Source organism: Bradyrhizobium algeriense (assembly GCF_003062295.1).
Taxonomy (GTDB): domain Bacteria; phylum Pseudomonadota; class Alphaproteobacteria; order Rhizobiales; family Xanthobacteraceae; genus Bradyrhizobium; species Bradyrhizobium algeriense.
Genome location: NZ_PYCN01000027.1, coordinates 42,684 through 64,173 on the forward strand (window position 1 = coordinate 42,684; position 21,490 = coordinate 64,173).

The following is a 21,490-nucleotide window of genomic DNA, read 5'->3' on the forward strand; positions in this document are numbered from 1 at the left end:
CAAAATTATCCCGCTGAGTTCAGCATTTTTCCGGGCACGGCCTCATCTCAAGGACCGTTGCCCGCCTTGTCATCAGCGCGGCCCGCGGGCCGCGCGATCGTCAGTTAGTAGCGTGGCGGCTTCGCCGGTATCGGCGGCACCGGCTCGTTCGAGACCGTCACGGCCGATCCCGATTGCAGCTTGAGCTGGCCGAGGGCTACGACACGGTCGCCGTCCTTCAATCCTTTCAGGATTTCAGCACGTCCCTCGATGCGGTTGCCGGTCTGCACGAAGGTACGCGTGACGATGAGGCTGGTCTTGCCGTCCTCTTCCTTTTTCTCGCTGAGGAGGTAGACCGAATCGCCATAGAGCGTGTAGTCGACCGCGGTTTCGGGCACGGTGATAACCGGCGGCTTGTTGGGCAGCACCACGGTGGTGGTCACGAACATGCCGGGCTTGAGGATCTTCTCCGGGTTCTGGATCGTCGCCTGCACGCGGATGTTGCGCGTCTCGATGGCGATCTGCGGCTCGATGGTGGTGATCTTGCCCTCGAAGGTGCGGCCCGGATAGGCGTCGACCGCGATACGAACGATCTGGCCGACCTTGAGCTGGCCGGAATCCTTTTCCGTCACGGTGAAGTTCGCATACAGCGCCGACAGATCGGTCAGCGAGACGATCTGCGTGCCGGCGGTCAGATATTGTCCAACCTCGACCTTGCGAACGCCGAGTTCGCCATCGAACGGCGCCCGCACCAGCTTCTGCGAGATAATGGCTTCCGTCTTGGCGATGCCGGCGCTGGCCTGATCGAACGCAGCCTGCGCCGTATCCACCGTCGCCTGCGGTCCGACCTGCCGCTCGGCCAATTGCTTGGCGCGATCCAGCGATATCTGCGCCACGCGCTGCTGGGCCTTGAAGTTGGCAAGGTCGCCCTGCTCCGGACCGTCGAACAGCTGAACCAGCGGCGTGCCCGCCTTCACGCTGGCGCCTGCCGTGAACTGAATGTCGGTGATGCGGCCGTTGACATCGGAAGTCACGTTGACCTGATGCACGGCGGCGAGATCGCCGACCGCGGTCAGGAGATTCGGAATGGTCTCGGACTTCGCCGTGGCAACGTTGACGCTCACCGGCGGCGGCTTGTTGTTCGCGAAGAACTGCGCGATCATCTTGCCGCGGAAATAGTTGAACCAGACCAGGCCCCCGACCAGCAGGGCCAGCAGCGTCCCCACAACGATGAACCAGCGCACCAGCCGGACCGGCCGCTTGTGCGGCTTGTCGGTAATCGGCTTGCCCGAAATTTTGGGTTCAGTCACGATATTCATGTCATGCACTTTCTGCAGTTACCGATTGTCCCGAATTCGGTGACAGCTCGCCGTCCAGATGAGAAGCAATTGCGGCCTCGGTAAGTCCGATGCCGCGCAGGATGAATTGACACAGCTGCCGCTCCAGATCCGCGGCGTTGCCGTAGGAAAGACAAGGCACGGCGGGAAGCCGCGAGAGCGCCGCCATCAGCACGGTGTGGTGGGCGAACCAGAACAGGTTGAGCGGATCGCTGCCGATCCGCGACGCGTCGCCAGCCGCTACAGCGCTTTCGATCGATGCTCTAAATACCGGCCCGATCAGGCCGCCGATCTTGTCGTAGAGCAGACGCGCGAACTCGCCATCGTCGAGATGGCTCGTCGTCATCAGCCGCAGCCGCTGCGCTTCCTCCTGGTCCGAACCGTCGGATACTTCCATGAAATGGCCGACCATGCCCTTGACCAGTTCGACCAGTGTGGCAGTTGAAGGCTCCTGGTCGAGCAGATGCGCGAAGTCCGGATCGGCCTCGCACTCCTCGGCGAGGATCTCGGCGTACAGCGCAGCCTTGGACGGGAAGTGCTTGAACAACAGCCCTTCCGAAATGGCAGCGGCCGCCGCCACGCTCTTGGTCGTGGTGCCGGCAAAGCCGTTACGGGCAAAGCATCGCTTGGCGGCGCTCAAGATCAATTGGCGCCGCAAGTCACTGGTCATGCGCAGGCTAGACATGCGGGCGTGAGTAATCACTCACCTTGACGAAGTCAAGGATCTATTGCAGCGCACCAAGCGGATTCTGTCGCGGGGTGGCGTCAAAGACACAGCTTCATCCTCTTGTTTGAGCACGCCTTTCCAAGAATCCGGCGCTCACCTTGCCGGTTCATCCCGGATCGGCCGCAACCCGAACGCGCCGCTGATGGTGCGCGGCTGGAAGCTGCGCACCGGCTTGACGCCTCGGGTACGGCATTTAAGATAGTTGCAAATGCGACTAATTTGTCGGTCGCTTACTTAATCTTCCCGGGGAGTATGGCGGGCCATGAATTCGGATGCGCGCGAACTGGCGGCCACCTTCGACCTCGAAAAGCTGACGCCGGAGTTCTATGCCAACCCCTACCCGACCTATCGCGCGCTGCGTGAGACCGATCCGGTCAAGCGGCTACCGAACGGCTCGTATTTCCTGACCCGCTACGACGACCTGGTTGCGGCCTACAAGAACACCAAAGCTTTCTCATCGGACAAGAAGAAGGAGTTCTCGCCGAAATACGGTGCCTCCCTGCTCTACGAGCACCACACCACGAGCCTCGTCTTCAACGATCCCCCCGCCCATACCCGCGTCCGCCGCCTGATCATGGGTGCGCTCTCGCCGCGCGCGATCGCCGGCATGGAGCCCGATCTGATCCGGCTGGTCGACCGTCTCCTCGACGCCATTGCCGCCAAGGGCAAGGTGGACCTGATCGACGATTTCGCCGCCGCGATCCCGATCGAAGTTATCGGCAATCTGCTCGACGTCCCGCAAGACGAGCGCGAGCCCTTGCGCGACTGGTCCCTGGCCATCCTCGGCGCGCTGGAGCCGGTGATCGGCCCGGACGCGTTCGCCCGCGGCAACAAGGCGGTGGGAGACTTCCTGTCGTACCTCGAAGGGCTGGTGGCCCGGCGGCGGGCCAAGCCCGGCAATCCCGACCGCGACGTGCTGACCCGGCTCATCCAGGGCGAAGACAATGGCGAGCGGCTGACCGAAAAGGAGCTGCTGCACAATTGCATCTTCCTGCTCAATGCCGGCCATGAGACCACCACCAATCTGATCGGCAACGGGCTGGTGGCATTGTCGAACCACGCCGGCGAGAAACGGCGGCTGATCGAGAACCCTTCGCTGATCAAGACCGCGGTCGAGGAAATGCTGCGGTTCGAAAGCTCCAACCAGCTTGGCAACCGCATGACGGTCGAGCCGTTTGAACTCGGCGGCATCGCGATGCCGCCGGGCACGCCGGTGACGCTGTGCATCGGCGCCGCCAACCGCGATCCCGCGCAATTCGCCGATCCCGAACGTTTCGACATTGGCCGTTCGCCGAACCGGCATCTGGCCTTCGGCACCGGCGCGCATCAATGCGCCGGAATGGCGCTGGCGCGGCTCGAGGGCGCCATCGCGATCTCGCGCTTCCTCGCGCGCTTTCCGGATTATGCACTCGCCGGCGAACCGGTCCGTGGCGGCCGGGTGCGCTTTCGCGGCTTTCTCAGCGTGCCTTGTACGGTCGGCTAGCGCCGCAGACGAACTGCACCTGCGTCGCAACACCGCAATGCAAATCAAAACAAAAGAGAACGATTTCTGCGCTTGCGCGTTGGCATTTCCGGGCGACGAAGCATGAGGGAGTTGAGATCATGCTTTCGCCATGCGCTCGCGCTGCAGCATTTTTTCTTGGTGTCTCCGCGATTGCGGTGAGCACCGGCTCGTTCGCCCAACAAGGAAGAGGTCATGGCCCAGGTGGCGTGGCTGCGCCAGCAGCCCGTCCGGCAGCACCGGCAGCACCACCTGCTATGGCCCGTCCAGCGGGACCACCGCCGGCGATGGCCCGCCCAGCGGCACCGCCCGCGATGGCTCGTCCTGCAGCGCCTCCGGCCATGGCGCGACCCGCCGCCCCGGCGTTCCGTGCGGCTCCCGTGCCGCAGCGTCCAGCCATGGCTCCGCACGTAGCCCCGCGGATCGCCGCGCCGCCGCGACCAGCCGCACCGCGCGTTGCAGCGCCACGACCCGAAATCCATCGTGCCGCACCGCCGCAGCGACCGGCCATGACGGGGCGTCCGGAATCGCGCATCGCCACACCATCTGGCCCGCGCACATCGCCCGCCGCGGGCGCGGGGCCGTCGCGAAGAGAGCAGATCGAAACGCGCGCCCTGCAGCGTGAGCAGCGCGTCCAGCAGCGACAGCAAATTGTGCAGGAGCGGCAGCGTGATATGCTGTCGCGCCAAAGCACTGAACGGCAGACCCGCATCGATCGCCTGCAGCAGCGCGTGCAGCAATTGCAGTCTCAAAAGCCGGAAGGCCTTCGGGCGCAACGCTCGCAGGAACGGTTGCTGCAGACGCAGAACCGGCTGCTCCAGCGCGAACAGCGCATGCAGCAGACCGATCAGGCGCGCCTGCAGCGGCTGGCACCACCGCCTTCGGCTGAACGATCCGCCGCCGCTACTGCCGCCGCGCAGGCTGCAGCCCGCGGACGGTTTGTCGCGCAGTTCCGCAGCAATGATGCCTTGCAAGCCCGAACCGCGCTCATGGCCCGCGAGAACGGCTGGGCTCCCCGCCATGCCTGGCGGCACGGGCACCGCGCCGCGTTTGTGGCCTGGCTCGGCCCGGTATTCTGGCCCTACGCCTATTCCGATATCTTCAGTTACACCTTCTGGCCCTACGCCTACGACCCCGGCTATTGGGCCTACGCTTACGACGACTTCGTCGACACGGTGTTCTGGGGTACGGACAGCCCGTATTCCGCCTACGCCCGATATCCGGAGCCTGGCGCGGCGATCACCGATTTTCGAGCGCGCGGACGCGCAAGCGTGAGCCCACAGACTCTCCGGCAATTGTGCGGAGATCCGGATAAGGGCGTGACCGCCTGGCCGATCGCGGAGATCACGCGCGCGGTCCAGCCGACGCCCGAGCAGCGCGCTCTGCTCGACGAATTGAAGGCCGCTGCGGCAAAGGCTGCCGACGTGTTCAAGGAATCCTGCGCCGATTCCTATGCGATGACGCCGCCCGGTCGCTTGCGGGCGATGACAAACCGCGTCAGCGCAACGCTCGAGGCGGTAAGGATCGTGCGGCCGGCACTCGAGCAGTTCTATAATTCGCTGAACGACGAACAAAAAGCGCGCTTCAACGCGCTCGGCCCGAACGTCGGCGATCGTTCGCAACCACAGCAGGAAGCGAACGCGGAAGCCGAACGCTGCGGCGAGCCGAAATCCAGCCTCACGCAGCTACCGATCGAGCGGATCGAGGCCGTGATACATCCCGCAGGCAAGCAAAAGGAAGCGCTCGACCGCCTAAGCACGGCGACGAAGAATGCGGTTGAAAAATTGCAGGCCGCCTGCCCGGACGACGTACCGCTCACTCCGCTCGGACGGCTGGAAGCCATGGAGAAACGGCTCGACGCCATGCTGCAGGCAGCCGCGCTGGTGCTGCCAGCATTGGACGAGTTTTATGCCACGCTGGGCAACGAGCAGAAGGCGCGCTTCAATACGTTGCAGCAGACCGCAAGCCCCTGACCGCAACCTTGACCCCGATCCTCTTGAAGAGGTGATCGAATGAGGCAATGGCACTTGACCACACTTCTCGCCCGGCCACCGTCCAGCCGGCGTGACGCATCTGTGCGGCACCGCGACCGGGCGTTCCTGATCATGGCACTGAGCGGACTGACGTACCTGCTTTCGCAGCCTTCTGCCCTGCCTCAGGCGTCGCAAGGCACGGAGGGCGTCTCAGGGCAACAAGCGTTCAACAATGCCTGTCGAACGTGCCACATGGTAAGGGAGGGCGACAATCGGCTGGGCCCCAACCTGCACAAGATTGTCGGACGGAAAGCAGGATCGCTGCCGGACTATGGGTTTTCCAGCGCGATGAAGGAGGCGGGCTTCGTCTGGGACGAGGACAAGCTTGATCGCTTCATCGCAAACCCCGATGAGGTCGTACCCGGCAACAGCATGAAGCCGTATGGGGGCCTCTCATCCAGCGACGATAGAAAAAAGATCATCGCCTTCCTTGCTCAACCGCGATAACGCCGCAGCCTCCGGCTTTTTCGGTGAAGACAGGGCGACTAGGTTTGCTCCGTCACTTCACCGTGCGCGCCAATGCCAGAGCGCGTTCCATCGCCTGCGCCACAATTACCGCAGAGCGTTCGTCGAGATGAACGCCGTCCGCCCAGCGCAGCTCGCTTCTATTCACTTCAATCGGCAACCATCTATTCGAGTCCGGAAAGGCGGCGTGAATTATTTCCCGCGTGGTCGCCGCATATCGCGATCCTTCAATCGGCTCAGCAAAAGCTAGCTCGAACAGGAATACCCGCGCGCCGCGTTGTTCCATTACCTGGACCAATTCCTCAATTCGTTTCACGTTGAACCGAGCGGCATCCGTCGGATCCTCCGCATTGAGCTGCTGCAGCGCACGATCCACATAGATCCGGTTGTCGAAATTGCTCGGCGGCTGCCCAACCAATCGGCGCAAGTCGGGCACGACCTGCTCGTGCGTAAGAGGGGCGTGGAGCCGCTGCTCGTACGCCGCCACCGCGGCCCTGACGGGGCGAAAGAAAAACGGCTCAGTGTCGCCGCGTGAGTACCGTTCGACCAGAGCGGTATCGGTGGAGCGAGCGAGAACATTCGCCTCGACCAGAATGAACCGCGGGAGCTGCGGCTGGTTCGCAACGATTTCCAGCCCGGTGACCGGAGAGCCTCCCGCAAGCGCCAGATTCCGCAAGCCGCGCGTTGCGAAATATTCCTCCTTGAGGCGGAACGTGATCGAGCTGCCCACCAACACGATGTCAGGCACCGGCTCGCGCAGGTAGCGGCTTAGGGTGATCAGCGTGCCGTCCCGCGTCGTCGTCGCCGGCATCTGCAGCCCGCTGCCGAAGCGCACGGTGGCGAAGCCGCACGCGATCAAGACAATCGCCGCGGCAGCACCGCATTTTACTAACCACCGAACGGCAGACACGTTTTCCTTCTCCCTAGAACTGAAAGTAGATGAACGACGTTTCGGGGCCGGCCTCCAGATACATCAGCGCAGCCATGGAACCATAGAGATATGGCTCCGCCCAGCGAAGTCTTCCCTCGAACAGCGGACGGGAACCAAGATGCTGAATCATGACCGGCAGCGAATAGAGCAGCGCCAGGCTATAGAACAGCTTGATCGGGTTGGGATTCGTGCTCGGCGTAAACATGCCCGCGAGGTAGCCGACCGCATGATCGAAGTTCGGCAGCTTGAAGAAGATCCAGAGCATGGTGACGCAGACAAAGACCACGGTCATCCGGGCCGCCCGAAACACCGCAAAGTCGATCGAAGCCAGCCGCGCCAACAACGGGCGTTCGAGCACCAGCAGCAGGCCGTGCATCAATCCCCACATCAGATAGCTGAGGCCGGCGCCATGCCAGAGGCCACCTAATCCCATCACGATCATCAGGTTCAAATAGGTCCGCCATACGCCATGGCGGTTGCCGCCGAGCGGAACGTAAAGATAGGTCCGCAGCCAGTTCGATAGCGAGATGTGCCAGCGCGTCCAGAACTCGGAGAACGAGGTCGAAATGTAGGGAAGATTGAAGTTGATCGGCAGGCGATAACCGAACAGGAGAGCAAGCCCGATCGCAATCGCGGAATAGCCGAAGAAGTCCGCGTAGATCTGATAGCTGTAGAGGAAAACGAGCAACCAGCGATCCCGGGTCTGCAGCGTCTCGTAGAGCGGGAAGCTCATATAAGACGTCATTTCATTGAGGTTGTTCGCCACATAGAGCTTGAAGAAAAACCCGGTCAGGATCCATTTCGCGGCTTCGACGAAGGGAATGTCCGCGAAATATTTCGGCTTGATCTGCGGCATGAACATTTCCGCGCGCGTGATCGGACCCGACACGAGCTGCGGAAAGAAGATGATGTAGAGAAAGACGCCGGTCAGCGTCGGCGGCGCGGCCTTCTGCCGGGTCAGATCGACCAGCAGGCTGATGTTGTGAAAGACAAAAAATGAAATGCCGATCGGCAGCGGCAGTTTCAGCAGGAAATCAAGCGGCGCGAAGTCCACCAGGCTGGGGGACGCCGGATCGATGAACAGCAGTTTGTATTTGAAGAATGCGAGCAGCGCGAGGTTGAAGGCGATGCCGACCGGAAGCCAGGCTCGCCGGTTTCGCAACGCCAGGATCAGGAAGAGGTAGGTTCCGAAAACCGCCACCGCCAGCAGCGCCAGCAGTTCCGGCTGGCCATACCCATAAAAGAACAGGCTGGCGAAGACCAGCAGCTGGACTTGAAACGCTCGCAGGGCCGGCAGGTAATAGGCCGCAAAGGCGATCGCGACGAAGACGCCGAACTGCCAGGAAGTGAAAGTCATGCTTCCCCAACGGTTGTTGGAGAAGCTCTAGCATTTCGACCTGGGAGGGCCTAGCCGAAACCGGACTGCCGGTTCGCAGCACGTCGCACGATTCTGCCCTAATGCGCGGGAGTTCTAGTTCCCGGCGGTGTTGAAGCGGGAGAGATCGCAATCCCGTTCGGCATATCTCACGCGGCGCAAGCCCTCGCGGTCTTCGACCACGGTCGGCCGGCAGCGTTCCTTCCAGACGGCCTGGGCGGCTTCATCGGCTTTCAGTTCTTCCCCGGTCCGGGGCGCGATCTTCACGGTGCCGCTGCTGCCGACGTAGAAATTGGTTTGCTGGCTCGGAAGCAGCGGCGCGCCGGAGGCGATGGCCGCGGCCTTGGCATCCGCTGCAGCCCGCGCCGCGCGAGCGGCCTGGGCGGCGTCCGCGGCATGGCCGTGATCCATCGCGAATTGTGCGGACGCGGACGATACCGAAGCAACGACGATCGAGATTGCGATGAAGACGCGCATGGACCCTGCCTCTTGAACTGAATGCCGAACGTCAGGAATGCCCGACAAGCATTGAGGCGGCGTAAAGCGGCGTGACTAACCGGGCCGCAATTTGGTCGATAAAGATTTAGCGGTCTTTCCGCCGCGACAAGGCGCCGGAATTCATCGAGCCGGCAGGCCCGGAAATGCGCATCGCTGTTCGCGAGGAGCGAAAGCGCGCTATTCGCTGCGGCCGAACTCGCAGCCCTTGCGGGCGTAAACCAGGCGGACGACGCCTTCATCGTCATAGGTGCGCTTCGGCTTGCAGAACGCTTCCCACTTTTCGATGCTGGCGCGCCTGGCCTTTTCGTCTTCCTGATCCTGCGCCGCGTTGCGCGGCGGGTCGTCCAGGTAGGACGTTGTGCACATCTGGCCATAGAACTTGCTGTAGGTGCAGCGTTCCACGACCTGCCAGGCCTGCGCCGATGTCGACAGCAGGGTGAGGGTCGCAATTGCGTAAAGGATTTTCATGTTGTCGCTCATCGCTCGCGGAGACGTTCTCCGTGCGGCGTAGCTAGCGCCGGAGTTCGCGGGGGCGCAACGGTAACCCTTTGTTAATCTAAATAGCCGCGCAAAAGGTTAAATCTGGAACCGTGCGCTGTCTCCTGGCGCTACGCTATCAGAAAAGAGAACGCGTGGCAGTTCACATACGAGACAACACCGTCCGCCGTTGAGACAGCGAGCAGGCCGATTCGATCGACCCTCGCTAAACGACCGTGCGATGTCGTTCGATGCAGGTCCGCAAAACCTCGTCCATCGGCCTTCCCCACCAGTCGTTGGAGAAGATTTCGATCTCGGAATAGCCGGCAAAGCCCTGCGCCTCGACCGCCGATCGCACAGATGTGATGTCGATGACGCCGTCACCCATCATGCCGCGGTCGTTGAGGATGTCCTTGGTCGGCACCAGCCAGTCGCAGACGTGAAACGCGAGCAGGCGATCCTTTCCCGCGCGCGCGATCTGCGGCATCAATTCCGGATCCCACCAGATGTGATAGACGTCGAGCGCAACGCCGAGCGCGCCGGTGCGCTGCGGATCGAGCTGGTCGCAGATATCCAGCGCCTGCTTCGTCGTATTCACGCAGGCACGGTCCGCTGCATAGGCCGGATGCAGCGGCTCGATTGCGAGCGGCATGCTGGCCTGCTTGGCGTATTCCAGCATCTCCGCAATGGCGTCATGGACCTGCGTCCGCGCGGCCACGATGTCTTTCGAGGCAACGCTTCCCGGGCGCGAATATTGCGGCAGCCCGCCGACGACCAGCACGATGCAAGGCGCGCCCAACGCTCTGGCTTCGTCGACGGCGCGGCGATTGTCGTCGCGCGCCTCGACGCGGTGCGCCGCATCCGCCGTGAACATGCCGCCGCGGCAATAGCCCGACAGCTCGAGCCCGGCGTCGCGTACCGCGCGCACCGCGCGGTCGAGGCCGACAGCCCCGACCTGGTCACGCCAGGGATCGATGGCCCGGATGCCATGGCGCGCGCAGGCCTCGACGATGGCTGTGAGATCGCCCTGCTTGCGGACCGTCGCCGTGTTCAGCGACAGCCAGCGATGATCGGCAGAAAAATCGCGCATCAGGGCTCGATGCCGCGGGTTGCCAGCACCGTCTTCATGCGCCGTGTCGCCATTTCAGGGTTGGAGAGCAGTCCGGCCTTGTCGGCCAACCGAAACAGTTCGGCCAGATGCAGCGTCGAGCGCGTGCTCTCCTGTCCGCCGACCATGGTGAAATGATCCTGATGGCCGTTGAGCCAGGCCATGAACACGATGCCGGTCTTGTAGAACCGCGTCGGCGCCTGGAAGATGTGGCGCGACAACGGCACCGTCGGCCCCAGCACGTCATGGAAGCCGGCCGCGTCGCCGGCAGCCAACCGCGACAGCGCGTAGGACGCCGCCGGCGCGATGGCGTCGAAGATGCCGAGCAGCGCGTGCGAAAAGCCCTTGTCGTCGCCCGCGATCAGTTCGGCGTAGTTGAAGTCGTCGCCGGTATACATCCTGACGTTCTTGTCGAGCCGCCGGCGCATGTCGATCTCGCGCTGCTTGTCGAGCAGCGAGACTTTTACGCCGTCGACCTTGGCGGCGTTGGCGTTGATGATGGCAACCGCCGTGTCCATCGCCTTGTCCAGATCGGCCGTGCCCCAATAGCCTGATAACGCCGGGTCGAACATGTCGCCGAGCCAGTGGATGATCACGGGTTCGCGAACCTGGCCGAGCACGCGGTTATAGACCTTGGCGTAGTCGTCCGCGCTGCGACCGAGCTTTGCCAGCGCGCGCGAGGCCATCAGGACGATCCGGCCGCCGGCCTTCTCGACCGCCGCGATCTGCTCCTCGTAAGCGCGAATCACGTCATCGATGGACTTGGCATCCTCCACCGCGAGGTGATCGGTCCCGGCGCCGGAAAACACGAGCGCATTGCCCTTGGCCTTCGCCGCCTTCACCGAGCGCTGGATCAGCTCCAGCGAGGTCGGCCAGTCCAGCCCCATGCCGCGCTGCGCGGTATCCATCGCCTCGGCAACGCCGAGGCCGAGATCCCAGACGTGCTCGCGAAACGCAATGGTCCGGTCCCAGTCGATTGCGGATGTCAGCCACGGATCGTTATCGGCGAATGGATCAGCCACCACATGCGCGGCCGAGAACGCCACGCGATTGAGCGTGCCTTCAAGCTTCGCCGGAAACGTCCGCGACGCCGCCAGGCGATAGGTTTCGATCGAGCGATCCGCCGTCGGCAGCTTCAGTGACAGCGACGACATCGGCAGGACGGGCTTGTTCATGGTTGGGCCTCCTCACACCTTGATCGGGGCGACGTCGATCCAGCGCCGCTCGCGCCAGCTCTGCAACGCGCATTCGGCGAGTTGCACGCCCTTGGCGCCTTCCAGCAGCGTGTATTTATAGGGCGCGTCCTCGCAGACGTGGCGGATGAACATCTCCCACTGCTCCTTGAAGCCATTGTCGTAGACGACGTTTTCGGGAACTTTCTGCCAGTCGGCATAGAAATCATGGGTGCGCTTTTCGTCCGGATTCCAGACCGGGCGCGGCGTCACCTGGCGGGGCTGGATCACGCAATCGGTCAAGCCCGCTACCGCCGAGCCGTGCGTGCCGTCGACCTGGAAGGTCACGAGGTCGTCGCGGTAGACTCGCGTCACCCAGCTCATGTTGATATGCGCGATCACGCCGCCCTTGAGGCGGAAGGTGGCGTAGGCGGAGTCATCGGCGGTCGCCGTGTATTTCTTGCCCTTCTCGTCGAAACGCTCCGGGATATCAGTAGTGCCGAGACAGGAGATGCTCTCGACTTCGCCAAAGAGATTGTCGAGCACGTAGCGCCAGTGGCAGACCATGTCGAGGATGATGCCGCCGCCGTCCTCACTGCGATAATTCCATGACGGCCGCTGCGCCTCCTGCCAGCCGCCCTCGAACACCCAATAGCCGAACTCGCCGCGCACCGAGAGCATGCGGCCGAAGAAGCCGGAATCGCGCAGGAAAGCGAGCTTCTTCAGGCCCGGCAAAAACAGCTTGTCCTGCACCGTGCCGTGCTTGACGCCCCTGGCGTTGGCGAGCCGCAGCACCGCCACCGCCTCATCGAGATTGGTCGCGATCGGCTTCTCGCAATAGACGTGCTTGCCGGCATTGATCGCCTTGGTCAGCAGCGAGGGGCGCGCCTGCGTCGTGGCGGCATCGAAGAAGATCGTATCGCTCTTGTCGGCCAGCGCCTTGTCGAGATCGGTCGACCAGCGCTCGACGTTGAAGCGCTTGGCGAGCCGCTCCACCTTGTCCGCGTCGCGGCCGATCAGGATCGGGTCGGGCAGCATGCGATCGCCGTTCGCGAGGACCACGCCGCCCTGGTCGCGGATCGCAATGATGGAGCGGATCAAATGCTGGTTGAGCCCCATCCGGCCGGTCACGCCGTTCATGATCAGGCCGAGGCGTTTGGTCGTCATACTGCTTTCTCCAAGGGAATTCTGGCTGTGGGCTGCGCGAGCGGCGACATCGCGGACCAGTCCGGATGCGTGGCCGTGGCGAAGCCCGGTGTGGTCAGCGATCCCGTCAGGAGATCGCCGTCATGGATCGCGAGCCGGACCTTGCCGCCGTCGCGAGCGTAGAGATCGGGATGGCTTGCAAGAAACGCTTCCGCCTCGGCGGCCGGCGTATCGCCAAAGCCGTCGACATAATGGTGACCGTTACGCTCGGCATGGGTGACGCCGATCAGCGCGCCGAGCGCGAGATCCTGCTGCACCGCAAGGCCCACCTGGCAGGTCAGATCCTCACCGGCAATGAAGCATTTCTCGCCGGCTGCGCTCCACTTTGCCGCGCGCGTGGCGTTGATCACCGACTTATAGATGCCCTTGCAGGATTTCGACGAAATGCCGCGATAGCCGAGTGCCCGGGCCACCGGGAACGCGTCATAGGAATCGTCGGCCTCGTCGACAATGAAATCACGCTGCGCCAGTGCGCCGAGCGGCGATTGGCGGGTGAAGTCGCGCGGCATCGGCTGCTCGATATAGAGCAGCTTCTGCGCGATCGGCCGCAGCGCGGCGTCGCGCTCGAGCCGATCGACCAATGCGCCCAGGGCAGCCAGATCCGCATATTGTTCGTTGGCGTCGAGTGTAACGCAGTAATCATAGGGCAGTGTGGCAAGTTCCCTGCCGATGCGGCTCAGGCGGTCCGCGTCATGCGGGGGATCGCCGTTGAGCTTGAGCTTGAAATAGCGCGCCCCGGCGTTTTCTCTGAGGTCGGCGACACCGCCCTCGCCTTCGACCTTGTCATCCATGCCGACCGTGTGCCGGATCGCCACGCGCTCCAGCCGCCTGCGGCCTGCGAGAAACTGCGACACGTCATTGTCACCAAGATCGCGCGACAGGCGCGCATCGATGCCGGCGACATTGGCAGCCATGCCATCGAAGAAGTTTACCCCCGCACAGCGCAGCAACGCATCCAGGATCGCCTTATCGATTTCGGCCGGTCCGTAAGCCGCAGCCAATGGCGGGATGTCCTCCGCAGCGCAAGCCTCGACCTGCGCGCCGATGCAGGCTGCGTGCAGGCCGAATGCGTTCTCGAAGCCGGAATGCGCCAGATAGAGCTCGCGCGCGATCAGCAGCGAGCGGCGTAACTCCGCGACCGTTTCCTCCGGCGCAAGATGAGGCCGCTTGTCGAACCACTTCGGCACCAGAAACTCGGCGCTGGCCCCCAGCGCCCTGCCCCTGTCTTCGACGTCGATCTCGACGCGCACAAAAGCCTGCGGCGTCGCGTTGATGACGACCGCGCCGAACCGGAACGGCCGGGCGAAAGTGACCGGGCGTTCAAAGAACGATATATCGCGTACGGCCAAGCGATACGACATCAAGCCAGCTCTCAATCCAGCGCGCTTTGGGTGAAAAAATGCTTGCGAATCCGCTGCACCAGTTCGGTGAAAGCGGGATCGGCCATCGCATCCAGCGAGCGCGGCCGCGGCAGCGGCACGTCGTAGATCGCCGCGATCGCGCCGGGCCGTTCGGTCATGACCAGCACGCGGTCGGCCAGGAACACCGCCTCCGGTATAGAATGCGTGATCAGCAGCACGGTCTTGCCGGTTTCGCGCTGGATGCGCATCAGCTCGACGTTCATCTTCTCGCGTGTCATGGCATCTAACGCGCCGAACGGCTCGTCCATCAGCATGATCTTGGGATCGTGCACCAGCGCGCGGCAGATCGAGGCGCGTTGCTGCATGCCGCCGGACAATTGCCACGGCAGCTTCTTCTCGAAGCCTTCGAGGCCGACCAGTTTCAACAGCGCCTTTGCCCGCGGCAAATATTCGTCGCGCGGCAGCTTCTTCATGTCGATCGGCAACATCACGTTGGACAGGATGTTGCGCCAGGGCAATAGCAGCGCGTTCTGGAACACGATGCCGACATTCCCGTGCGGCTTTGTGACTTGCTCGCCTTCGACCAGGATCTCTCCGGTGGACGGCGCGAGCAGGCCCGAAATCATTTTCAGCAGCGTGGACTTGCCGCAGCCGGACGGGCCGACCACGACAAAGAACTCGCCCTCGTTGATGTGGAAATCCAGCGGCCGCAGCGACGGCACATCGCCGTCGCGCGAACGATAGGTTTTTGAGACGCCCGACAGCGTGATGCCCGGCGCCGCGGCGCCGGCTCGATCCGACACCAGGCGCAGATGCGCGCTCGGTTGATTGATCTCGATTGGTTTGGTCGCGGGATTCATTCAGCTCATTCCGTTGTCGAGATGCCCGTCATTCCGGGATGGTCCGAAGGACCAGACCCGGAATCTCGAGATTCCGGGTTCGATGCTGCGCATCGCCCCGGAATGACGGCTTGTGTTCACGAACCGCCCTGCGGCAGGTAGTCGTTGGTGTAAAACGCTTTCGGATTATCCTTGGCCTTGGCATCCAGCCCGCCATATTCGACCATCAGGTTCACCGTGTCGGTCATGTTCTGGTCGGTCACCTGGAACGGCCGCTTGCCCTTGGTTTCCGCCGTGCGGTAGAGCGGGATGGTCAGTTCAAAGCCTTGCGTCAGCGTATCGATCTTGCCGCCCTTCGGGTTGGCGTCGAGGATCGACTGCGCCGCGCCCTTGGCATCCTTCTCGGCGGCTTCAACTGCCTTGGTGGTCGCCGACATGAAGCGCTTGACCAGATCGGCATTGGCCTTGACGAAGTCGGTGTTGGCGACGACGCCCGAGCAGACCATGTTGATGCCGTAGTCGGCGAACTTGATGGCGTTGACGTCCTTGCCGGTGGCGTCCTTGATCTTCATCGACTGGTCCATGACATAGCCGAGCAGAAGGTCAGCCTGGCCGTTGATGACGGCGTTCAGCTTGGTCTGGCCGTCGCCGGCCACTGTCTGGAAGTCGCTTTCCTTCAGGCCGGTCTTCTTCAGGAACAGCGGCCAGATCTGCGTCATCGAGTCAGCCGGCGTGATCGCCACCGTCTTGCCCTTGATGTCCTCGGGCTTCTTGATGTTCTTTTCGACAAAGCCCATCGCCGACATCGGGCTGGTCTGCAGCAGCACGCCGGTGGCGACGATCGGCGCACCCTTCACTGCCGCGCGCATCATCGTGGGCACGTCGACATAGCCGAAATTGGCGGTCTTGGCCGCCACGGCCTGCGTGGTCGCCGCCGAACCGCGGCCTTCCTGGATTTCGAGGTCGATGCCCTCGGCGGCATAGATGCCCTTGGCCTTGCCGTAATAGAACGGCGCGTGCTCGCCATAGACGTACCAGTTCAGCATCAGCACGACCTTGTCGGCGGCCGATGCGGGCAGCACCGAAAGTGCGGTCCAGATCAAGGCGGCGGAGATCGCCGCTATCGTTCGTATCATGGTCATCCTCCCGTTGGTGTTGTTGCGGCCTTTGGCCGGCCGTTTTGGTTTGGCTTAGGAAGCAAAAATGATGTCCTCGCGCTGGCTGACATGCCAGGGGATCACGAGGCGTTCGATGCGGTCGACGGCCCAGAACAGGACCACGCCGAGCAGCGCGAGAATCACGAGAGCTGCAAACATCGTCGGCAGGTCGAACGTTCCGATCGAGCGCTGCAGCACATAGCCGATGCCGGAATTGGAGCCGACGAATTCGCCGACCACGGCGCCAACGACGGCGAGCGTTACCGACACCTTCAGCCCGGAGAAAATCGCCGGCATCGCATGCGGCAGGTTGACGGCGCGAAACACCTGGAAGCGACTGCCCTGCATCGCACGCGCGAGATCGACCATATCAGGGTCGACCGACTTGAAGCCCTGCACGGCGGACACCACCACCGGGAAAAACCCGAGCAGAAACGCCGAGATCACTTTCGGGATGATGCCGAACCCGAACCACACCACGAACAGCGGCGCGATCGCGATCTTCGGCACCGATTGCGAGAACACCAGCAGCGGATAGACATAGCTTTCCACCGTCTTGGAACCCGCAATCAGCATGGCCACGGGAATGCCGAACATGGCCGACAGCAGGAAGCCGCACAGGGTGGCGTAGGTGGTCGGCCAGGCCTGCCGCAGCAGTTCCGGCCAGTCCGTCCACAGCACCGCCACGACGTCGCCGGGCGCCGGGATCTGGTAGGCGGGAATCCGGAACACGCGGATGGTGAGATCCCATGCCACCACGATGAATAGCAGGAACAAAAACGGCCGCACCCACGCCGCGTTCAGCGCTTTCGATACGCCACTCTCGCGCTTCAGCTCCGCCACGTCCCGCTCCCTGGTGATCGTCTTTTCTGGGAAGAAATTAACCCGTTGGATAAATACTGGCAAGCGGGTTGGGTGTGACAATTTGTGGCCTTCGGAACCCAAAAAAAAGCGGCCGCACCCTACACGAACGCAGGGACCCCTACGCCGTGCAGTTCGTAGCCCGGATGGAGCGCAGCGAAATCCGGGAAAGTGCAAGCGGCGTGAGCGGTCCCGGATTGCGCTTCGCTCCATCCGGGCTACGGACCTACGGCTCAACAACCGAAACCGGTGGTTATGGGTTCCTGCGTTCGCAGGAACGACTGCTAGACCGGCTGAGGCGCAGGCGACCGCACGCCGGGCTGCGCCGGCTTGCCAAAATCCGCCGTCGATTTGCCCGTCAGCGCCGCCAGCACCAGCGCCACCATGTGGGCGAGGCGCTCGTCCCTCGCCTCCTTCTTCAGGAGGTCGCGGCCGAAGATCACGGAGAGTGTTGCGCTGTTGGAGAGATAGAAGAAGCATAGCCCAGCGATCGAAATGTAGAGCTGCACCGGATCGACCGCTACGCGGAAGTCGCCGCTTTCGACGCCGCGCGTCACCACCGTGCGGATCATCTCGACGAACGGCGAATGCATCGATTTGACCTTGGTCGAGCGCTTCAGATGGCGCGCCTTGGCGAGATTTTCGGTGTTGAGCAGCGCCAGAAATTCCGGGTTGCGGAGGAAGTAGTTCCAGGTGAAGTCGATCAGCCGCTCGATCGCCTCGGGCGGATCGAGATGTTCGAGATCGAGCCCACGCTCCTCAGAACGGATTTTCTCATAGGCGCCTTCGAGCACCGCGAGGTAGAGGTTTTCCTTGTTGCCGACGTGGTAATACAGCATGCGCTTGTTTGCGCCGGCATTGGCCGCGATGCGGTCGACGCGTGCGCCGGCCAGGCCATGGGCGGCGAATTCCTGCTTGGCGGCCTCGAGAATGCGAAGCCGCATCCCCTCGGGGTCGCGCTGCCATTTCTGAACGCGTTTTGCCTTTGCCAAATCAATCGCCCGGTAGACACATGATGTCTGCTGTAGCACGCATGGCGCGATTTGAGAACGAGGCGGCAACGCTCTTCCCCTTCTCCCCTTGTGGGAGAAGGTGCCTTCGCGAAAGCGAAGGCGGATGAGGGGTCTCTATCCGCGGAGACAGACCCCTCATCCGGCTCGCCGTCGCTTCGCGCCGTCGATCCACCTTCTCCCACAAGGGGAGAAGGGAAAGATATCACGGTCCCGTAGACGGCTGCACCAGCAGCGTCGGGACGCCGCACGTCCCGCTGCGCACCGTCAGGACCCGCGTCCCCGGCTTGCGGCCGGTGCGGACTTCCGAGACGTCGACGGCCGGCCTGAGCCAGCCGCGCATGGGTGGCGTCGATGTCGGAGACGCGCCAGCACAGGCCGCGCAGCCGGTCCTGCGACGTATCTTCCTGCTTGCCCGGCCGGTGCGTCACCTCGACAATAAGGTCGCCGCAGCGGAAGAACATCAGCCGGCCCCAATCCGGGTGCGAGCGGTCGAGCGCCATGTCGAGGCCGAGCCGTGCGCCGTAGAGGGCTGCGGCCCGTTCGGGGTCCGACGTCGAGACCACGACATGATCCATCGCCGTGATCGATCCGGTCGTGGTTCGCACCGACAGCGGTCGCTCCTTGTCGCGCTCGAGGAAGAACAGGCGGATGCCGCGCGTGGCCTCCGTTGCCGCGCGCGTGCGCTTCCATGACAGCGTCGCACCTGAGATCGCGTCCTGGCTTTCGACGTCGGCAATCGCGTCCGGCCTCAGCGTGAGCCGGTCGAGCCTGCGATGCATCCTGGCGATGTCGCTGGTCCGAAAGCAGATGCTTGCGAGCCCCTCGCCCTGCGCGGCCAGCACAGCGCGAATGCGCTCCGCATTGGCGCCCTCGCCACTCGGCGCCATCAATTCCAGCGTCGTGTTGTCGAGCGTGAACAGGACACGGTCGGCGCCCTCGCCGCTGTTCTGCCAGGCCGGCGCACGGGCAAACAAGGTCTGGTAAGCGGTGGAGGCCGCATTGATATCGCCGGTGAGAACGACGACGTGATCGAGGCCGGTGATCACGGGAACAGGCCTCGCGTGTTCTTGGCAGCGCGGACCTTCTCCACCCCGATCGCCATCGCTGCGGTGCGATGCGGGATCTTGTCGGCATTGGCACGCTGCACCATGTTGTCAAAGGCGCGATCGAGGATGGCGTATTCGCGCCGCGTCACTTCCTCTTCCTCCCAGAACAATTGCTGTAAATCCTGCACCCATTCGAAGTAGCTGACCACGACGCCGCCGGAGTTGCAGAGAATGTCGGGAATCAAAAACACTTCGCCCTGGCGCTTTTCCAGCACCAGATCGGCATCCGGCGTGGTCGGGCCGTTGGCGCCTTCGGCCAGCACGCGGCATTTGAGATTTTCCGCGACGCTGGCATCGATCACCCGCTCCATCGCCGCCGGCACCAGGACGTCGCAGGCCAGCGTCAGGATCTGTTCGGGGTCGAAAGTCATCTGGTTGGAGAAGCCGGCGATGCTGCCATGCGTGCCCGCATGCCGCATCAGCGCGGGAATATCCAGCCCGGCCGGATCGTGCAGCGCGCCGGTGTGATCGCTGACCGCGATGATCTTCAACCCGTATTGATGCAGCTCCAGCGCGGCATAGGATCCGACATTGCCAAAGCCCTGGATCACGGCGGTCGCAGTGCCCGGATTGATCGACAGCTCCTTCAGCACGCGCCTGGCAAGATAGGCGACGCCGCGCCCCGTTGCTTCGCGCCGGCCGAGCGTGCCGCCCGACGATACCGGCTTGCCGGTGACGATCTCGGTCACGGTGCGGCCCTGGTACATCGAATAAGTGTCCATGAACCAGGCCATCACCTGCTCATTGGTGCCCATGTCAGGCGCCATGACGTCGGTATGCGGGCCGACGAAGGGAATCATCTCCTGCATGTAGCGCCGCGACAGCGCTTCCAGTTCGCGCCTGGAGATGGTGGAGAGATCGACATTGACGCCGCCCTTGGCGCCGCCATAGGGCAGCCCGACGAGCGCGCATTTCCAGCTCATCCAGATCGCAAGGGCTGCGACCTCGCCGATGTCGACGGAGGGCGCGAATCGCGTGCCGCCCTTGGTCGGGCCGAGCGTGAGGTGGTGCTGCACCCGGTAGCCTTCGAATACCGCGACCGTGCCGTCATCGCGGTGGATCGGACAGGAGATTGTGATGGCCCGCTTCGGCATCAGGATTCGGTCGCGCTCGTCCATCGGGATTTCGAGATGGTTGGCGATGACGCCAAATTGGTTAACCGCCATGTCGAACACCGGACCGGAATAAACGGTCATCCTTGCCCCCCTTTTGTTGCACTGTCAGGAACCCCAGGCAGCGGTTCGCCGTTATCGGCGGATGCTGGCGATAGCCCCAAGGACTAGTCTAAGAACGGTCGTAGTCTCCTCATACTCCCATCTCAGGCTGCAAAGACGGCACGGTTGCGAATAATTTCAGCGAATGCATCCGATAACCGGTGCTAATGTGTGCGCGCCGGGCCGGGACCACCCATCAGCTCATGACGGAAAACGAATGCAGGCTCTCTTCATCGGACAGACCTATATCGATGTTACCTTCATCACCGACCACATGCCGACCGGCGACGAAAAACATGTGGCCTCCGCCTATGCGGTGTCGTTTGGCGGCAACGCCGTCACCGCGGCGTTCTGCTGCGCCAAACTCGGCATCGTGCCCGACCTGATCGCAACGGTGGCGAACGACTGGCTCGGCCGCATGTTTCAGGACATGAGCGCGAAATACGGAATCTCGATCCATCCGCGCAAGGTCAATTCCTCCTCGCTGTCGTTCATCATGCCGAAAGACGGCAAACGCGCCATCGTGCGCTGCCGCGACGACGAGCACATCCATCCCTTCCCGATGTTGAACTTGAAGGGCTGCCGCGCGCTGCACATCGACGGCCACCAGCCGGACGCCGCAATCCATTATGCCAAGTTGTGCCGCGAAGACGGCATCCTGACATCGCTCGATGGCGGCGGCCTGCGCACCAATACCCACGAGCTGCTGGAATTCATCGACGTCGCCATCGTTGCCGAACGGCTGTGCGAGCAGATGGACAAGACGCCGGACGCCATGCTCGACTATCTCAAGAGTCGCGGCTGCCGGGTCGGCGGCGTCACCATGGGCGAGCAAGGCCTGCTCTGGTATGACGAGACTGGCGCGGTCCGCCGCCTGCCCGCGCTGCCGATCCCGCGCGACCGCGTGATCGACACCAATGGCGCAGGCGACGTTTTCCACGGCGCCTATGTCTATTCTTATCTCAGCCATCCCGCTAAAAGCTGGCAGGATCATTTCGAGTTTGCGCGTGCCGCCTCGACCTACAAGATCCAGCGCCTCGGCAACGAGGCCGGCCTGCCGTCGCTCGGCGATATCGACGCGGTCAAGCAGGAGTTTCGGGAGAGCGCCTGACCGGCGAAGCAGGGGTAAC

General features: G+C 63.1%; 20 protein-coding genes and 1 pseudogene. 4 read left to right on the top strand and 17 right to left on the bottom strand.

The features are described 5' to 3' along the window. Window positions 1–104: 104 nt before the first annotated feature. Both C7G61_RS33315 and C7G61_RS33320 read right to left on the bottom strand, forming a co-directional pair. Window positions 105–1,298 (bottom strand): efflux RND transporter periplasmic adaptor subunit, encoded by a 1,194-nt coding sequence (locus C7G61_RS33315; RefSeq protein WP_108521887.1) that lies wholly within the window; start codon window positions 1,296–1,298, stop codon window positions 105–107. A 1-nt stretch (window position 1,299) separates the two neighbouring features. Further along, entirely contained in the window at window positions 1,300–2,001 is a 702-nt protein-coding gene (locus tag C7G61_RS33320) for a TetR/AcrR family transcriptional regulator (protein ID WP_108521890.1), read from the bottom strand. Window positions 2,002–2,305: 304 nt separating this feature from the next. Between C7G61_RS33320 and C7G61_RS33325 the strand changes: the two genes are divergently transcribed. After that, complete coding sequence (locus tag C7G61_RS33325) at window positions 2,306–3,526, top strand: cytochrome P450 (protein WP_108521892.1); 1,221 nt, start codon at window positions 2,306–2,308, stop codon at window positions 3,524–3,526. Between the two features lie 273 nt (window positions 3,527–3,799). Here the strand turns inward: C7G61_RS33325 and C7G61_RS46295 are convergent, their stop codons facing one another. Continuing rightward, complete coding sequence (locus C7G61_RS46295; protein WP_244608577.1) at window positions 3,800–4,090, bottom strand: hypothetical protein; 291 nt, start codon at window positions 4,088–4,090, stop codon at window positions 3,800–3,802. 128 nt (window positions 4,091–4,218) lie between these two features. Here C7G61_RS46295 and C7G61_RS33330 point away from each other — a divergent pair, with 128 nt between their 5' ends. Both C7G61_RS33330 and C7G61_RS33335 read left to right on the top strand, forming a co-directional pair. Then, on the top strand, window positions 4,219–5,517 hold the full coding sequence (locus C7G61_RS33330) for a Spy/CpxP family protein refolding chaperone (RefSeq protein ID WP_244608578.1): 1,299 nt from the start codon (window positions 4,219–4,221) through the stop codon (window positions 5,515–5,517). A 132-nt stretch (window positions 5,518–5,649) separates the two neighbouring features. Then, window positions 5,650–6,024: a c-type cytochrome gene (locus tag C7G61_RS33335; protein ID WP_108521978.1), complete on the top strand. Its 375-nt coding sequence runs from the start codon at window positions 5,650–5,652 to the stop codon at window positions 6,022–6,024. Between the two features lie 52 nt (window positions 6,025–6,076). On the opposite strand, the gene C7G61_RS33340 is transcribed toward C7G61_RS33335, so the two are convergent. The 14 genes and pseudogenes from C7G61_RS33340 to C7G61_RS33405 form a co-directional block, all read right to left on the bottom strand. After that, the gene (locus C7G61_RS33340) at window positions 6,077–6,952 is read right to left on the bottom strand and encodes a hypothetical protein (RefSeq protein WP_145963733.1); all 876 of its coding nucleotides are present in this window, start codon (window positions 6,950–6,952) and stop codon (window positions 6,077–6,079) included. Between the two features lie 13 nt (window positions 6,953–6,965). Beyond that, window positions 6,966–8,330, bottom strand: a complete 1,365-nt coding sequence (locus tag C7G61_RS33345) for an MBOAT family O-acyltransferase (protein ID WP_108521899.1) — start codon at window positions 8,328–8,330, stop codon at window positions 6,966–6,968. Between the two features lie 114 nt (window positions 8,331–8,444). Beyond that, the gene (locus C7G61_RS33350) at window positions 8,445–8,825 is read right to left on the bottom strand and encodes a hypothetical protein (RefSeq protein ID WP_108521902.1); all 381 of its coding nucleotides are present in this window, start codon (window positions 8,823–8,825) and stop codon (window positions 8,445–8,447) included. Window positions 8,826–9,023: 198 nt separating this feature from the next. Then, a complete protein-coding gene (locus C7G61_RS33355; RefSeq protein ID WP_145963734.1) occupies window positions 9,024–9,314 on the bottom strand; it encodes a hypothetical protein in 291 nt (96 codons plus the stop codon). A gap of 235 nt (window positions 9,315–9,549) precedes the next feature. Continuing rightward, complete coding sequence (locus C7G61_RS33360; RefSeq protein ID WP_108521906.1) at window positions 9,550–10,413, bottom strand: sugar phosphate isomerase/epimerase family protein; 864 nt, start codon at window positions 10,411–10,413, stop codon at window positions 9,550–9,552. Further along, on the bottom strand, window positions 10,413–11,606 hold the full coding sequence (locus C7G61_RS33365; protein ID WP_108521908.1) for a dihydrodipicolinate synthase family protein: 1,194 nt from the start codon (window positions 11,604–11,606) through the stop codon (window positions 10,413–10,415). Before C7G61_RS33365 ends, C7G61_RS33360 begins: the two co-directional genes overlap by 1 nt. Window positions 11,607–11,618: 12 nt before the next feature. After that, window positions 11,619–12,770 (bottom strand): Gfo/Idh/MocA family protein, encoded by a 1,152-nt coding sequence (locus tag C7G61_RS33370; RefSeq protein ID WP_108521910.1) that lies wholly within the window; start codon window positions 12,768–12,770, stop codon window positions 11,619–11,621. Then, the gene (locus C7G61_RS33375; protein WP_108521913.1) at window positions 12,767–14,170 is read right to left on the bottom strand and encodes a hypothetical protein; all 1,404 of its coding nucleotides are present in this window, start codon (window positions 14,168–14,170) and stop codon (window positions 12,767–12,769) included. The genes C7G61_RS33370 and C7G61_RS33375 overlap by 4 nt, the downstream gene beginning before the upstream one ends. An 11-nt stretch (window positions 14,171–14,181) precedes the next feature. Beyond that, entirely contained in the window at window positions 14,182–15,030 is an 849-nt protein-coding gene (locus C7G61_RS33380; protein WP_108521915.1) for an ABC transporter ATP-binding protein, read from the bottom strand. Window positions 15,031–15,146: 116 nt separating this feature from the next. Further along, entirely contained in the window at window positions 15,147–16,145 is a 999-nt protein-coding gene (locus tag C7G61_RS33385) for an ABC transporter substrate-binding protein (protein WP_190242081.1), read from the bottom strand. 54 nt (window positions 16,146–16,199) lie between these two features. Next, entirely contained in the window at window positions 16,200–17,009 is an 810-nt protein-coding gene (locus tag C7G61_RS33390) for an ABC transporter permease (RefSeq protein ID WP_108521920.1), read from the bottom strand. Between the two features lie 302 nt (window positions 17,010–17,311). Continuing rightward, window positions 17,312–18,019 carry a TetR/AcrR family transcriptional regulator gene (locus tag C7G61_RS33395; protein ID WP_190242082.1) on the bottom strand — a complete coding sequence of 236 codons (708 nt, stop codon included), beginning with the start codon at window positions 18,017–18,019 and terminating at the stop codon, window positions 17,312–17,314. 223 nt (window positions 18,020–18,242) lie between these two features. Further along, window positions 18,243–19,086 (bottom strand): annotated as a pseudogene (locus C7G61_RS33400) (VOC family protein). Then, window positions 19,083–20,342: a Glu/Leu/Phe/Val family dehydrogenase gene (locus C7G61_RS33405; protein WP_108521923.1), complete on the bottom strand. Its 1,260-nt coding sequence runs from the start codon at window positions 20,340–20,342 to the stop codon at window positions 19,083–19,085. Before C7G61_RS33405 ends, C7G61_RS33400 begins: the two are co-directional and overlap by 4 nt. Window positions 20,343–20,577: 235 nt before the next feature. On the opposite strand from C7G61_RS33405, the gene C7G61_RS33410 reads away from it, so the two are divergent. Further along, a complete protein-coding gene (locus C7G61_RS33410) occupies window positions 20,578–21,471 on the top strand; it encodes a sugar kinase (protein WP_108521925.1) in 894 nt (297 codons plus the stop codon). The last annotated feature ends 19 nt before the right edge of the window (window positions 21,472–21,490 follow it).

Bases quoted from the DNA above. Each gene is read 5' to 3' on its own strand.
- C7G61_RS33315 (WP_108521887.1), bottom strand. From the start codon at position 1,298: ATGAATATCGTGACTGAACCCAAAATTTCGGGCAAGCCGATTACCGAC.
- C7G61_RS33320 (WP_108521890.1), bottom strand. From the start codon at position 2,001: ATGTCTAGCCTGCGCATGACCAGTGACTTGCGGCGCCAATTGATCTTG.
- C7G61_RS33325 (WP_108521892.1), top strand. From the start codon at position 2,306: ATGAATTCGGATGCGCGCGAACTGGCGGCCACCTTCGACCTCGAAAAG.
- C7G61_RS46295 (WP_244608577.1), bottom strand. From the start codon at position 4,090: ATGGTGTGGCGATGCGCGATTCCGGACGCCCCGTCATGGCCGGTCGCT.
- C7G61_RS33330 (WP_244608578.1), top strand. From the start codon at position 4,219: ATGCTGTCGCGCCAAAGCACTGAACGGCAGACCCGCATCGATCGCCTG.
- C7G61_RS33335 (WP_108521978.1), top strand. From the start codon at position 5,650: ATGGCACTGAGCGGACTGACGTACCTGCTTTCGCAGCCTTCTGCCCTG.
- C7G61_RS33345 (WP_108521899.1), bottom strand. From the start codon at position 8,330: ATGACTTTCACTTCCTGGCAGTTCGGCGTCTTCGTCGCGATCGCCTTT.
- C7G61_RS33350 (WP_108521902.1), bottom strand. From the start codon at position 8,825: ATGCGCGTCTTCATCGCAATCTCGATCGTCGTTGCTTCGGTATCGTCC.
- C7G61_RS33355 (WP_145963734.1), bottom strand. From the start codon at position 9,314: ATGAAAATCCTTTACGCAATTGCGACCCTCACCCTGCTGTCGACATCG.
- C7G61_RS33360 (WP_108521906.1), bottom strand. From the start codon at position 10,413: ATGCGCGATTTTTCTGCCGATCATCGCTGGCTGTCGCTGAACACGGCG.
- C7G61_RS33365 (WP_108521908.1), bottom strand. From the start codon at position 11,606: ATGAACAAGCCCGTCCTGCCGATGTCGTCGCTGTCACTGAAGCTGCCG.
- C7G61_RS33370 (WP_108521910.1), bottom strand. From the start codon at position 12,770: ATGACGACCAAACGCCTCGGCCTGATCATGAACGGCGTGACCGGCCGG.
- C7G61_RS33375 (WP_108521913.1), bottom strand. From the start codon at position 14,170: ATGTCGTATCGCTTGGCCGTACGCGATATATCGTTCTTTGAACGCCCG.
- C7G61_RS33380 (WP_108521915.1), bottom strand. From the start codon at position 15,030: ATGAATCCCGCGACCAAACCAATCGAGATCAATCAACCGAGCGCGCAT.
- C7G61_RS33385 (WP_190242081.1), bottom strand. From the start codon at position 16,145: ATGATACGAACGATAGCGGCGATCTCCGCCGCCTTGATCTGGACCGCA.
- C7G61_RS33405 (WP_108521923.1), bottom strand. From the start codon at position 20,342: ATGACCGTTTATTCCGGTCCGGTGTTCGACATGGCGGTTAACCAATTT.
- C7G61_RS33410 (WP_108521925.1), top strand. From the start codon at position 20,578: ATGCAGGCTCTCTTCATCGGACAGACCTATATCGATGTTACCTTCATC.